Origin of the sequence: Acinetobacter sp. ANC 4169 (genome assembly GCF_002135355.1) — a bacterium.
In the GTDB taxonomy this organism is placed as follows: Bacteria; Pseudomonadota; Gammaproteobacteria; order Pseudomonadales; family Moraxellaceae; genus Acinetobacter.
The window spans coordinates 130,204-144,183 of record NZ_NEGE01000012.1 but is presented as its reverse complement, the minus strand read 5'-3'; the positions used below and the strand labels follow the sequence as shown (position 1 = coordinate 144,183).

Below are 13,980 nucleotides of genomic sequence, written 5' to 3'. Positions count from 1 at the left end.
ACCAAGATGATGGCGATTGGAGCTGCGATGAGGAAGTTAGTTCATCTTTGTTATGGTGTACTCAAACACCAACGGCCTTATCAAGTAGATTATTGAGCATGAATTCTCAATAATTTGCTTGACGTTTCAGACGGTATCTCTTTCATAATTATTAACACCCTCTTTATTTTTCTCCCATAGGGAGAAATAAAAGGAATTTATGAAAGAAGGCCCATCATAAAGTGATATAGATAAACAAAATATTCAACATTGAGTTGAAAAACTGGCTTTATTTATTCAGCCCAGTAAGATGAAACTTTACCTTTAGGTAAATTCACTTATTGGGTTTTTTATTATCTAAAACTACAGGATGTCCCCATGTTAAAACTATTGGCATTGGATCGCTTTACTATTTTGCTGGTTGTCATGGTAATTTTGGCCAGCATTGTTCCGGTATCCGGTTTGGCTGCCGATGTCTTTGGAATTATTACCAGCATTGCGATTGCAATTCTATTTTTTTTGCACGGTGCAAAGCTTTCTAGAGAAGCTGTAGTGCAAGGCATGCTGCACTGGAAATTTCATGTGGTGGTCTTTGCATTTACTTTTGCATTATTTCCGGTACTGGGGCTGCTGGCTCAACCTGTTTTATTACCGTTATTAGGTAAGGAGCTGTACTGGGGCTTTTTGTTTATGTGTTTCTTGCCCTCCACAGTACAATCCTCGATTGCATTTACCTCGGTGGCTAAAGGCAATGTAGCCAGTGCAGTGTGTAGTGCTTCATTTTCCAATATCGTCGGCATGTTTATTACCCCCGTATTGGTCAGTGTGTTTATTTTAGGTCAGTCACAACACGGCTTTAATCCAACGTCCTCGATTATCCAAATTACTTTGTTATTACTGGTGCCGTTTGTTTTGGGACAAATGCTCAGACCTTATGTTTATCCCTTGATGCTGAAAAAGCCGGGAATAGTCAAAGCATTTGATCAGGGGACCATTCTTATGGTGGTCTATGCTGCTTTTAGTGGGGCAGTGGTGGCAGGATTGTGGCAAGAAGTGAGCTGGCAAACGCTACTGGTTTTGACTGTAGCTTGCTCGATATTTTTGACTATGATCATGCTGCTGGCTTTGTACATTCCAAAATGGTTGGGTTTTAACCGTGCAGATCAAATCGCGATGTTTTTTTGTAGTTCCAAAAAGACATTGGCTAGTGGGGTACCGATGGCACAAATCTTATTTATTGGCCAGCCCTTGGGCATGATTGTTCTGCCGATTATGATTTTTCATCAAATTCAGCTCATGGTCTGTGGGATCATTGCCAATTATTGGTCAAAACATCCTGTAGATGAGTTTAAGGCGATAGAAGAGTGTGAAGAATAATTCGCTATCTGATATTTTTTCACGTATAATTGCGCCCACTTGTTGTGCTTAGCTCTGACGGTATCCGTCTCGGTGGGCCAAAAGAATGGTCTGTTGTGGTGTTGGTCTAGCTTTTTCCTGGATTAAGCTTATTCCTCATGAATCATGAGAGTGATCAATTTGCGATGACAGCATAAGCCTTTCTTAACTTAGGAGTAATCGACGATGCGCGCCGATATTCACCCAAAATATGAAAAATTAGTTGCTACTTGTTCATGTGGTAACGTAATCGAAACTCGTTCAGCGCTTGGTAAAGAAACTATTTACCTAGACGTATGTTCAGCATGCCACCCATTCTATACTGGTAAACAAAAGAATGTGGACACTGGCGGCCGTATCGACAAATTCAAACAACGTTTTGCTGGTATGTCACGTTCTATCAAACGTTAATACCCAAAATGAAAAAAACGGGCTTCTTGCCCGTTTTTTTTATGTCTGTCATTTCATCCATGATGCTATGACAGACCTTGTACAAGGCCTATTGGTCTTGTACATCAATCAAATGATCCAGTTTTTTCTGGAAATAATCACCCTGAATAAAACGTGCATCCACATTCCATGCATTTGCAAACAGAGTCATGTCATTGAGGTCACGCAGCATGATTTCGCCAGGTTTGATTTCCTGGAAAGAGCTTAGTTTTTCCTGTAATTCCTGCGTGGTTTTTTCTGCCTGCAACATTTTGGTCAAATTCTGATGTAAAGTTAAACAATTCACATCAAGTTGACGTAACATCGATTCGCTATAAATGGTATTCCCAAAGTCTCGAAGGGAAACTTCAGCACCAAATTGACGCAATTGGGCAATATGCTTTTGGGCATCTGAAATATTTTGACTAATATCTTCTTCCGAGAATTGTAAAATTAACGGATGCTTCAATTTACTGCGAACAATAGTAATGAGTTTGGAAATAAATTCAGGGAAGGTTCGGTCGTGTAAGAGCACTGCTTTATTTAAATTCACGATCAATTTTGCTTCAGGATATTGAGTAATGAAATTATGGAGTTGTTTACATGACTCCACTAATATCCAGCGATCGAGTTTAATGGATAATTCAGGATCTTCTGCGAGTTCTCTTAAGCCGGCTAAATCTTTCCAGGCATTTTCATAAATAAAGCCGCTGGTCACTTCATAAGTATATAAATTGGTGTCTTGCTTGTCATAAAGTTGCTGATATTTAAGGTGGATTTCACCGCGATCCAAACTTTGTTGCAAGGCTCTGAGTAGGGTCGCTTCAGGTGAGCTAGCGGCTGCCTTAACTTCGGGATGCTGAAGTTCAATGCTTGGAATATCTAATGGTGCATCCAATACAAGTGATGGAGTCGGTTGATTTTCCGGTAAGGCAGTTTTATAAGCTGAAGCAATAAATTGTTCAAAATGTTTTTCATCGCGTATTTCAGAATCTAGCAGTGTATAACCAATTCTGAGATTAAGCGGATAGGATGTCTGATTAATTGACAATAATTGCGGTTTTTTTAGCGAGCTTAAACCTATAAGTTTGGATTCGAGTTTTGCTTTGGACTCGGCTTGGAACAAACCCACATAAATTCCGGAACTCATTTTAAATAAGGGAACATGAGTTTGTTCTTTTAAAAACTCTTTAATCGTGCCGAAATAATTTTTGAAAGTATCCCAGTCACCTTCAAAAATGCTGTCAGGGCATGAGGTTAAGGAGAACAGAACCAGTGCATTAATATCAGAAGGCTGTTGAGTAATCGTGCGATTAATCAACTGATAGCTATTAGGGTTTTGAGCATCGGCTGTTGCAGATGTGGTCTGAGCTGATGTTGAAGTTTCAGTATCAATGGTAATTTGTAAAGCATCTTCTTCATCTGTAGAGGGTAAAAACTCAATTTTCAGCGGATTTGGAATAGATACTTGATTATTCAGGCTATTGATTTCAAAACGCCCTAAATCAAACTGACCTTGGGAAATTTTTTTAAAGCGCAGTTTGAAGTCATTTAAATCTTTAGGCTGAAGCAGATCCAGTAAAGGAAGGCCAACAATTTCATCTTCATCTTTCAGGCCAAAAAGTGCTAAATATTCAGGGTTTGCCTGAACATGAATACCTTCCTGGATCACGGCAAAGGCCTTGTTGCTTTCTTGTACCAAAGATTGGGCATGGGTTTGAGCCGTTTCTAGCTCTTCCATGAGATGTTGTTGGGTAAGGACTAAGCGACTTAATGAAAGCGCACGTAAAAGACCAAGGTAAAAACGATCTGGATATTCCAGATTCAGAATGTCATAGATCCCTTTACGCACATAAGCTGCGTATTGATCGGCTTGATAATCCTCAGGCTTAAGCAGGATCATAGGTAAGTTGGGTTGGTTTGATAATCGAATCAGACTTAAAGCCTGTTCATATTTTAAGTCGTAAGCACGGCCAAAAATAACCAGATCCCAGGTGTGGTGTAATTGTTTTTCGAAATTTTGTAAATCATCAAGCAGGGTAGCATGTACAACATGTTCACTCGATGTTAAAAGATCACGGATTTGGTTAAAACGTATTTGATTATCATCGATAATGAGTAAACGTGTTTCAGTACGTTTTAACTTTTTAGATAATAATGGATTTCTCACTTCAATGCTTCCCATAAATCGTGATTCTTAATTTCATTCGTTTGCTTATTAATAAAGTTTTTGATCAGACTTTCTTGTTGCTCATTCAGCAACTCGAATTCAAAACGAATAAAACTTTGTGTAATGATTTGAGCTTTAGTTAAATAAATTTTTATTTCTTCTTGCCCTAAACGTAGATGAATGGTTTGTTTTTCTCTAAACAGGTGTGAACCAGACACCACCAGGCTGGTTGATACATCATCAAGTTGGTTGGACTGAACAATCAGGGCGGGTTGGTAATTATTGCTATGACGATCTGTTTTGACCATAACAGCACAAGGGAATAAATCTTGTGCCAGTACTTCTAGTCCCAGTTCCAGGCTCTTGGCAGTTGACTGCTTGATCCAGCGAACCACACCGCCACGCCACGGACTATGGGTGTTTTCCTGAATTAAAATAAATTCGCCGGTTTTTAAATTCGAAGGTGCAGCACCATTCCATTTAATTCTGTAACCATTAACACTGATGTCCAAAACTTCTGCAGGATAAATTTGTTTGGCTTCACGGTCTAAAGTTTTGGCTGTGGTGATTTCAGCAGGAATATTCGAATTCATCGAATTGATAAAGCTGCTTTCATTGTGGAACTGATAATTTGTATCTAGATCCAGAGTCTCATGAAAGTTTTTACCTTTAGACAGGTAGAAATGTGCCACCGAAAGACTAAAACAGATTTGTAACTGTGCAGAATATTCATAACGTTCATGACGACGCTCAGTATTGGTCGTAAGCAGGTTGTGAATATGAAAATGCAGTGCCGGTGTTAAGAACAGCTTTTCATTACGCGATAGATAACCTGACTTTTTGGTTTGAGTTTCAGAGAGGTGATCTAATAAATTTTGTGTCGAAATGTAGATGGTCGGTTTATAAAGGCTGGATTGATTGGTATTAAAAACCGGCGGATAGTCTTTATTGGTATCGACAATATAGCGAGAAAGCGTGGTTTCTTTAGGTAACACATGCACCAGTTTTGCCCAGTCAAAACTGCATAAATACAAGCCCTGCATTTCCGAAGGCCGGATTTGATGGGTATTCAGGATTTCCAGCAATATCAGTTGTGAATAAGCCTGAGTAATGGTCTGTAAAGGATGTTGCGTATCCAGTATCTGGTTAATATTGGTTTGATAAAAATTATTTTTCATTGCACATTCAATCAGTTGATGTGCAATTAACCATTGTCCAAATAAAGGTGTGCTGTATAACAGATGTTGTTGGTAAAGTAATAAAGACAGTTGCTGCAAGGCATAATAGGTAGAAACGATTCTGGCAGTTTGCAAACTTTTCTTTTGATTGAATGCAAATAGAGAAAACTTTTGGATGCTGAGTTGCGTGTTGCAGCGTTTTGAAATATCGATATAAATTTTGGCAAAATGACTACGTAGCAGTATCGCCAATTCAATGATCTGGTCACTACGATCGTTGGTAATGAGTCCCTGATTGAAAAAATGCTTTTCCAGACTGCCTAAAACATTATCCAGGGTAGGATGCAGGATTTGAATCAAGTCAAAACGCAACATTTCAGGACATTTAAGTTCTGATATTTCCAGCAATGCATTGAAAAGTTCTTTGGAAGAATTGCCCAATTGAAGAATGGATAAATTAGATACCCAGTCTTGCAACCCTTTAGCATTGGTTGGGCAGAAGCTTAATTTTTCCAACTTTAACTCTGTTGGTGTTTGGAAGATATCTGAATTACTCATAAGCATCGTTATTATTAACTCAAAAAGTTGAAACTCCAAAAAGCGGTGTCTTATTTTTTTCGCCCGCTATTTCCCTAACGAGTTTAGGAACCAAATATCCTGGCAGGTTCTCTAAAACCTCTTTATATATACGATTAATGTCTTCAGGACTTAAATCAAAATGATGGGCACCTTTTACTTTATCTAATACATGTAAATAGTATGGCATCACACCCGCCTCAAACAGACGGTAACTTAAATCCACTAAAATCTGCGCAGAATTATTAACCCCATTTAATAAAACCGCTTGATTGAGCACGGTAATTTGATGTTGAACCAATATGGACAGTTTGGCGCAAGTAAAATCATCAAGCTCAGCAGCATGATTTGAGTGTACCACTAGAATAATGCGCAGCCTACTGTTTTTTAATAGGGAAATCAGCTCTTCATCGACACGGTTGGGGATTACAATAGGAACCCGTGAATGAATTCTCAAAAATTTAATTTGCGGCATTGACTCAAGACGTTCAATCCACAGGGCAAGTTTCCGGTTAGACAAGGTAAGTGGATCACCACCGCTCAAAATCACTTCGTTTATATCTGGTTGATTTTCAATATATTGCTTAATATTTAACCAGTCTTCGTTTTTAGGCAGGTTTTCCTGATAAGGAAAATGACGGCGGAAACAATAGCGGCAGTGAACGGCACAAGCACCCGTTAACGTGAGTAAAAAGCGCGATTTATATTTATGCAGTACACCGGGTTGTTGATTGGCCTGTTCTTCCCCTAAAGGATCAGTTACAAAACCGGGATGATCTTCAAGTTCCAGATGATGGGGCAATACTTGTAATAGCAGGGGATCAAGCGGGTTGCCAATGCTCATTTTTCCGACGAATGCACGCGGAACACGTAATTTAAACTGTTCAGAAGCCAGAATAGCCCCTGATAATAATTGATCAGACGAGAGCTGAAGCGCATCTAGCAACTCTAAAGGATCCGTAATTAGGTCACTCAGTTGAGATTGCCAGTTTTGCTCTTGATACAAATAGTTTATCATGCTACGTGTTAAAAATAATGCTAGTCTAGCATTAATAGATTTAAGTTAGTAAGTTTGGAGCGAGCCTTTCATGGCCAATTATTCTACAAATGACTTTAAGCAAGGCCTTAAAGTGATGCTTGACGGCAACCCATGTTCAATCATGGAAAATGAATACGTAAAACCTGGTAAGGGTCAAGCATTCAACCGCGTAAAACTTCGTAACCTTAAAACAGGTAAAGTTTTAGAAAAAACCTTCAAATCGAATGAAACACTTGAAGGTGCTGACATCGTAGAAGTAGAAATGAACTACTTGTATAACGATGGTGAAATGTGGAACTTCATGGATCCTGAAACTTTTGAACAGATCACTGCAGACAAAACTGCAATGGGTGATGCTGCAAAATGGTTAAAAGACGATTCTAACGAACTTTGCACAATTATGTTGTTCAATGGCGTGCCATTGTCAGTAAGTGCGCCAAACTTCGTGGTATTGAAAATCGTTGAAACTGATCCAGGCGTACGTGGTGATACTTCTGGGGGCGGCGGTAAACCAGCTAAACTCGAAACTGGTGCGGTTGTTCGTGTACCATTATTCGTGCAGCAAGAAGAAAGCGTTCGTGTAGACACTCGTACTGGTGACTATTTAGAACGTGCATAATGGTTTTAAAATAGACTATTATCGAAAGGGATGATGAAAATCATCCCTTTTTTTATGCCAAAGTATTACATGAAAAGTAAAGTATGAGGAGTACAGTCGCAAGGGAAGCAACAGCAGTTATACCGAACAATAAAAATGAACGCTGATTTATGCATTAGATATGAGGGCTTTACATGGAAACGATTCAACCGAAGTTATCAATAACTTCCAAAATAGTGTGGCTTCTGGTGGCAATTCTAGGTGCGGTGTCATTTGGGATACTTGCAATCAGCAGAGGTGAGCATGTCAATGCAGTTTGGCTGGTTTTAGCTGCCATCTGTGTCTATAGCATCGCTTATCGCTTCTATAGCTTATTTATTGCCAATAAAGTTTTTGAACTCAATGCAAGACGTTTAACTCCCGCTCACCGTCTGGCAGATGGTCTGGATTATGTGCCGACCAATAAATATGTTTTGTTTGGACACCACTTTGCTGCGATTGCTGGAGCTGGACCTTTAGTGGGGCCAATTCTTGCTGCGCAAATGGGCTACTTGCCTGGAACGATCTGGCTATTAGTGGGTGTTGTGCTTGCAGGTGCGGTTCAGGATTTCTTGGTGCTGTTTATTTCGACCCGCCGTGATGGACGATCACTGGGTGAAATGGCAAAGCAGGAACTGGGTTCCTTTGCCGGTGTGATTGTGATGCTGGGTGCATTAGGCGTCATGATCATTATTCTTGCTGTGCTTGCCTTGGTGGTGGTAAAAGCCTTGACCAACAGCCCATGGGGCGTGTTCAGTATTGCTGCAACCATTCCAATCGCCTTGTTCATGGGCGTATATATGCGTTATATCCGTCCGGGTAAAATTGCCGAAGTTTCAATTATCGGTTTTGTACTGATGATGATGGCGATTGTCTATGGCGGTAATGTTGCAGCTGATCCTTACTGGGGACCATTGTTTACCCTTTCAGGCACGCAATTGACCTGGTGTTTGATTGTTTATGGTTTTATTGCTTCTGCATTACCTGTCTGGTTGCTGCTTGCGCCACGCGACTACCTTTCTACCTTCTTGAAGATTGGCGTGATTGCCGGTCTGGCTGTGGGCATTATGGTGGCATTGCCTGAAATGAAAATGCCGGCTGTTACGCATTTCATTGATGGTACAGGACCTGTTTTTGCCGGTTCTATGTTCCCGTTCCTGTTCATTACCATCGCTTGTGGCGCCATTTCAGGTTTCCATGCTTTAGTGTCTTCAGGTACTACACCGAAGCTGGTCAATAACGAAGTGGATATTCGTGTGATCGGTTATGGTGGCATGCTGATGGAATCTTTCGTTGCCGTGATGGCGATGATTTGCGCCACTATTCTTGAACCCGGTGTATATTTCGCAATCAATGCACCCGCCGCCGTATTAGGCACCACGGTTGAAAGTGCTGCGGAAGCGGTGCGTACTTTAGGCTTTGTGGTAACGCCCGAAGCATTGACTTTACTGGCGCAGGAAGTGGGTGAAAGCTCAATTCTTTCACGTACCGGTGGTGCCCCAACATTTGCGATTGGTATGGCGCACATTATTACGGAAATTTTCAATAACCGTTCCATGATGGCGTTCTGGTATCACTTTGCGATTCTGTTTGAAGCACTGTTTATTTTAACTGCAGTAGATGCCGGTACGCGTGCTTGCCGTTTCATGGTTCAGGATACTGTCGGTATCGTGATTCCTGCGGTGAAAAAATCGCACAATTTCTTTGGTAACTTGTTGGGTACCGCAGTTGCTGTGGCAGGCTGGGGCTTCTTCGTTTACCAAGGTGTGGTTGATCCGCTCGGCGGGATTAATAGCTTATGGCCACTGTTTGGTATTGGTAACCAGATGCTGGCTGCTATGGCATTGATTTTAGGTACGGTCATTCTGTTCAAAATGAAGAAAGAAAAATATGTGTGGATCACCATTGTTCCAACCATTTTTCTGTTCATTACCTGTATGACTGCGGGCTGGCAAAAAATCTTCCATGAAAATCCTAAAATTGGTTTCCTGGCACAGGCAAACCGTTTCTCCGATGCGATTGCCCGGGGTGAAATTTTAAAACCGGCCAAAGACATTGCTGAAATGCAAACGATTGTATTCTCCAATCAGATTAATGCAGTACTGTGCGGTTTCTTCATGATTGTGGCTATTGTCATGCTATTTGCTGCGATTGGTGTCATTCGTCGTGCATTGGCAGACCCTAATCCAAGCGTGCAAGAATCTGAAGCTATTTACAGTGATGAGATTAGCCCAAATGAAGTGACAGGAGGGGTGAAATGAGTCTAAAAGATCAAATTCGTCAGAAACTGGCTCTGGGTAAAATCATTAAATTCACTGTGCTGGCGCAGCCGAAAAAATTTTTGATGCTGAATGGGATTAAAACCATTCAGATCATTTGGCAACGTCTACAGCAAAGCTTTCGCCTGATGGTGGGTGTGCCGGATTATCAGACCTATTTGGCGCATATGGCAAAACATCATGCTGATTTAACGCCTATGGATGCGAAGACATTTTACCGATACTGTGTGGATGCGCGTTATCCAAGTGCATCGGGTGGAATGAAAAAATGTCCTTGCTAGTATGATGAATTATTTGTCAGAAATCTTTTGATTTGTTTGGAAAAACTACAAAACGGTGTATGTTAATCATGCACCGTTTTTTTATTGAGGAAAGAGTGTGATTTGGGGTACGAATAAAGTTCAAAAACAAGAACTCACGCCAGCGCAGCAAGAGCTGAATTTTCAGGTGGAATCTTATGCTGCAAAAATTCAGACATTTCTGGCCCAAATCAATAGCATTATTCTGGATAAACAACAGCAAACCAAACTGGCTTTAAGCTGTTTGCTTGCCGGTGGACATGTGCTGTTTGAAGATTTGCCCGGGCTGGGTAAAACCACATTATCCAGTGCCTTGTCGCATATTGCCGGATTGAAGTTTCAGCGTATTCAGTTTACCAATGACATGCTGGCCAGTGATGTGATTGGGGTGAATATGTTTAATCAAAAACAACATCAGTTTGAGTTTAAGCGTGGCCCCATTTTTACCCAAATCTTGTTGGCCGATGAAATTAACCGTTGCAGTCCCAAAACTCAGAGTGCTTTGCTGGAAGCGATGGAAGAAGGGCTGGTGACGGTCGATGGGGTACGCTATGACTTGCCGCAACCTTTTTGGGTGATTGCTACACAAAACCCCTTGTTCCAGAGTGGTACTTATAGCTTGCCCGAATCCCAGCTTGACCGTTTTTTGATGCGCTTATCACTGGGCTATCCATCGCGTTCAGCAGAAAAACTGTTATTACAGCAAGATTCCCGTTATGCCTTAATCGCCACATTGCAACACGTCTTTAATGAACAGGAAATTTTAGCCATTCAACAACTGGTGACGCAGATTTACATTGCCGATGTGGTGCTGGAATATTTGCTGGATCTGGCGACTGAAACCCGCAAAAGCCCGCATGGTTTATCGACCCGTGGATTACTGGCATTGAAAAAAGCAGCGCAAGCGCATGCCTTTATCGAACAGCGTAGTTATGTAACGCCAGATGACGTACAGGCGGTGTTTGCTGCTGTAGTGTCGCATCGTATTGGCTTAAGTGAAGCAGAAACCTTGCAGCTGATGCAGCAAGTCAATGTCAGCTAAAGGGTGATTCACTTGACTAAAATTTTGACCCAGCCGTGGCAAAAATGGTTAGCGAAACGCTTTCAGTTTAAAAAAATCAAACAGCTCTCGCAAAAAGATATTCTGATTTTTATCTATCAGCAGGGCTATCTGTATTTGGTGTTGATCTTGCTGACCTTTATTGCCGGGATCAATTATGCCAATAACCTGATTTTGGGTTTTTGCTTTCTGGTGAGTGCCATTTTATGTATCAGCTTTTATTTGACCTTCAGGCAGTTGCATGGGCTCAAGGTTGAAGTTTCTGTCAATGAAGTGGGGCAGGCAGGCCAGCAACTGGATTTGCAATTACATTTTCAGCAAGCACAAAAGCAGCCGCGTTATTTGTGGGTTAAAACCAGTCAGCACCTGGAAAGAATCTTCATTTCAGAATTGAAGCAAAATATGACCTTGTCTTTTTTTACTGAAAAAAGAGGGCAATTTGATTATCCAACCCTGCAGGTATATTCGGTCTATCCCTTTGGACTGGTGCGTGCCTGGACCTATTTTTATTTAAAAGAATATTCATGGGTGGCACCCAAAGCGGCCTTGTACAATGCGGAAAATAAGCAGCATCAGCAAAATTTCGAACCGGATATGGACGAATTTCGTGAACTGCGCAATTTCAAGGCTGGAGATAGCCTGCAAGCTGTGTCATGGAAACAGGCAGCACGCGGACAAGGTTTATATATCAAGGTATTTGAACAGCACAATGAGCAGCTGAATATCGAAATTCATTATAGCAATATGCCAAGTACTCAACATGAAGAAAAATTAAGTCTCATGATGGGCTTAATTGAACAATGCGAGCAAATACAGTGTGCATATGCGGTCTTTTTACCACAGGCTGAATTGGCTGTAGGCCTCGGTGAAAATCAGTTATTGCAGGCCAAAAAACTTTTGGCGCAGGCTTAAATTATGATTCATGCACAAATCAGAACCTCAATGCTGATGACCCTGTCATTGATACTGATGGCACAGGTTCTTTTTAATCCTCCAGTATTGAGCCTGATTTTTGCTCTGATGATCCTGGGTTTATTTTATAGTTTAAAAGATCAGTCCAAGGCTTTATCCAGAATTTGGACCTTTGTGCTGACTTTATTTGCTCTGGCGACCATTTATTTTAACTATCAAACTTTTATTGGCATAGACGCGGGCGTTGCAATTTTATCGACTTTCTTATTTGCCAAAGCCTTGGAAAGCAAGAATAAACGCGATGTGATTATCCTGTTTAATTTTGCCATGTTTGTCAGTGCCAGTTCATTTTTGTTTAGCCAGTCCATCTGGATGGCACTGATGGTGGTGTTATGTTTACTCAGTTGCCTGATCGGCCTGTATCGATTGCAGACTCATGAATTTAAACAACTGCAAAATCAGTCCAGCGCATGGCAAAGCGATGCCAAACATGTAGCTAAGTTGCTGATTCTGGCTTTGCCTTTTTTTATCTTATTGTTTGTGTTTTTTCCGCGTTTGCCGCCACTTTGGGCGATTCCGATTCCCGTACAAAAAAATGTTACCGGTATGAGTGACAGTATGTCACCGGGTGATATTGCCGAGCTGTCACAGTCGACCAGTCTGGCATTTCGAATTATTGGTGATGTGAAGCAATTGCCAAGCCGCAATGAACTGTATTGGCGAGCCATGGTTTTAGATCAGTATGATGGCAGAACTTGGACCAGTAGTTTTGTGAATGAACAGTTGGTCGTAAATCACGATGTTCAGAAAAGTAAATACAGTTTTGATTATCATTATTTAGCGGCTGATCCTCATGTCATGTGGGTGATGGGTTTGGAGAAATCACGACCATTACAGCAGAACTATCAATTAAAACAGGATGGCAGTATTACGCCGGTGCGAGAAATTTTGCAGAATCAGCCGATTGCATTGCAGTGGCTGGGGAATGCTCATGCGCAACAGGAGGCTTTGTACACAATAAGGTTATTGCAACAAATCAATACCAAAATACCAGAGCGCTTAGATGAGCAATCACGCCAGTTTGCATTAGAGATGTTTAGGCAGAGTGGACAGCAACCTGAACGTTATATAAGCAATATTTTGCAGTGGTACAAAAGTCATGAATTCGCCTATACCTTAAATCCCGGATTGTTGGGGGAAAACCGGATTGATGAATTCCTGTTTCAATCGCGTCGTGGTTTTTGCGAGCATTATGCCTCGAGTTTTGCTCTGTTAATGCGTTATGTCGGAATTCCTGCACGAGTTGTGATTGGCTATCAGGGTGGCCAGCTTGCCCCGGATCGTGCCAGTTGGGAAGTACGTCAGCTCGATGCGCATGCATGGACAGAGGTACTGTTAAATGGCAAATGGCAAAGAATTGACCCTACTGCGATTATTGCACCGCAGCGGATAGATGGCGGAATGCAAAATTATATTGAAAGTGATCGCAGTGTTTTGGGCAATAAAGAGCAAAAGTGGAGATACCGCCAATTTGCAGTGATGAAAAACATGCGAATCTGGAGTGATTATGCGAGTTATCAATGGCAAAGCAAGGTTGTGGGTTATGATGCCGAAAAGCAGCAAGGCTGGTTGTCAAAGTTAGGTATTAAAAGCGCTTATGCCAGCAGCATCATCATGCTATTGAGCATTCTGCTGGTGGTAGTGGTTTATTTCATCTGGATTTTTTATCGAAATAGCCAGTCGGTTTCTGCCTATGAGCGTGCCATTCAACAATTTTCCAAACAATTGGAACTCAGCTTGCGCAAGCAGCCTGCAGAAACTTTTTATAGCTGGATGTTTCGTTTAGCCGAACAGGCAGAGCAAGATCAGCAACAGATATTTGCGCAAACGGCACAGCATTATCAGCAACAACAATATTCATTCATGCAAAATCATCTGCAAATAAAACAATTTAGAGACATGCTTAAAACTTGTGCAGATACTTTAAAAAAGAATAGAAAGCACTTGTCTTAAAAAATAAAAATGAA

At 41.2% G+C, this 13,980-nt stretch carries 11 protein-coding genes; 8 read left to right on the top strand and 3 right to left on the bottom strand.

Translation table 11 applies throughout. From position 1 onward, the window contains the following. Positions 1 to 357 precede the first annotated feature (357 nt). Entirely contained in the window at positions 358 to 1,356 is a 999-nt protein-coding gene (locus B9T26_RS10845; protein ID WP_086199705.1) for a bile acid:sodium symporter family protein, read from the top strand. Positions 1,357 to 1,560: 204 nt separating this feature from the next. Continuing rightward, a complete protein-coding gene (gene rpmE / locus B9T26_RS10840; protein WP_001200845.1) occupies positions 1,561 to 1,785 on the top strand; it encodes a 50S ribosomal protein L31 in 225 nt (74 codons plus the stop codon). A gap of 88 nt (positions 1,786 to 1,873) precedes the next feature. Here the strand turns inward: rpmE and B9T26_RS10835 are convergent, their stop codons facing one another. From B9T26_RS10835 to epmB, 3 genes are read right to left on the bottom strand one after another with little or no spacing between them, the layout of a single operon-like run. Further along, on the bottom strand, positions 1,874 to 3,988 hold the full coding sequence (locus B9T26_RS10835) for an EAL domain-containing protein (protein WP_086199704.1): 2,115 nt from the start codon (positions 3,986 to 3,988) through the stop codon (positions 1,874 to 1,876). Then, positions 3,970 to 5,715 carry a GTPase gene (locus B9T26_RS10830; RefSeq protein ID WP_086199703.1) on the bottom strand — a complete coding sequence of 582 codons (1,746 nt, stop codon included), beginning with the start codon at positions 5,713 to 5,715 and terminating at the stop codon, positions 3,970 to 3,972. Before B9T26_RS10830 ends, B9T26_RS10835 begins: the two co-directional genes overlap by 19 nt. 13 nt (positions 5,716 to 5,728) lie before the next feature. After that, positions 5,729 to 6,745: an EF-P beta-lysylation protein EpmB gene (gene epmB / locus B9T26_RS10825; protein ID WP_086199702.1), complete on the bottom strand. Its 1,017-nt coding sequence runs from the start codon at positions 6,743 to 6,745 to the stop codon at positions 5,729 to 5,731. A gap of 70 nt (positions 6,746 to 6,815) precedes the next feature. On the opposite strand from epmB, the gene efp reads away from it, so the two are divergent. The 6 genes from efp (at position 6,816) to B9T26_RS10795 (ending at position 13,966) form a co-directional block, all read left to right on the top strand. Then, positions 6,816 to 7,385, top strand: a complete 570-nt coding sequence (gene efp, locus B9T26_RS10820; protein WP_086175500.1) for an elongation factor P — start codon at positions 6,816 to 6,818, stop codon at positions 7,383 to 7,385. 173 nt (positions 7,386 to 7,558) lie between these two features. Further along, positions 7,559 to 9,664, top strand: a complete 2,106-nt coding sequence (locus tag B9T26_RS10815) for a carbon starvation CstA family protein (protein WP_086199701.1) — start codon at positions 7,559 to 7,561, stop codon at positions 9,662 to 9,664. Next, positions 9,661 to 9,963 (top strand): YbdD/YjiX family protein, encoded by a 303-nt coding sequence (locus B9T26_RS10810; RefSeq protein ID WP_086199700.1) that lies wholly within the window; start codon positions 9,661 to 9,663, stop codon positions 9,961 to 9,963. Before B9T26_RS10815 ends, B9T26_RS10810 begins: the two co-directional genes overlap by 4 nt. A 154-nt stretch (positions 9,964 to 10,117) precedes the next feature. Beyond that, the gene (locus B9T26_RS10805; RefSeq protein ID WP_227518804.1) at positions 10,118 to 11,023 is read left to right on the top strand and encodes an AAA family ATPase; all 906 of its coding nucleotides are present in this window, start codon (positions 10,118 to 10,120) and stop codon (positions 11,021 to 11,023) included. A 24-nt stretch (positions 11,024 to 11,047) separates the two neighbouring features. Beyond that, positions 11,048 to 11,953: a DUF58 domain-containing protein gene (locus B9T26_RS10800; protein WP_086199715.1), complete on the top strand. Its 906-nt coding sequence runs from the start codon at positions 11,048 to 11,050 to the stop codon at positions 11,951 to 11,953. A gap of 3 nt (positions 11,954 to 11,956) precedes the next feature. Continuing rightward, the gene (locus tag B9T26_RS10795) at positions 11,957 to 13,966 is read left to right on the top strand and encodes a transglutaminaseTgpA domain-containing protein (RefSeq protein WP_086199699.1); all 2,010 of its coding nucleotides are present in this window, start codon (positions 11,957 to 11,959) and stop codon (positions 13,964 to 13,966) included. The last annotated feature ends 14 nt before the right edge of the window (positions 13,967 to 13,980 follow it).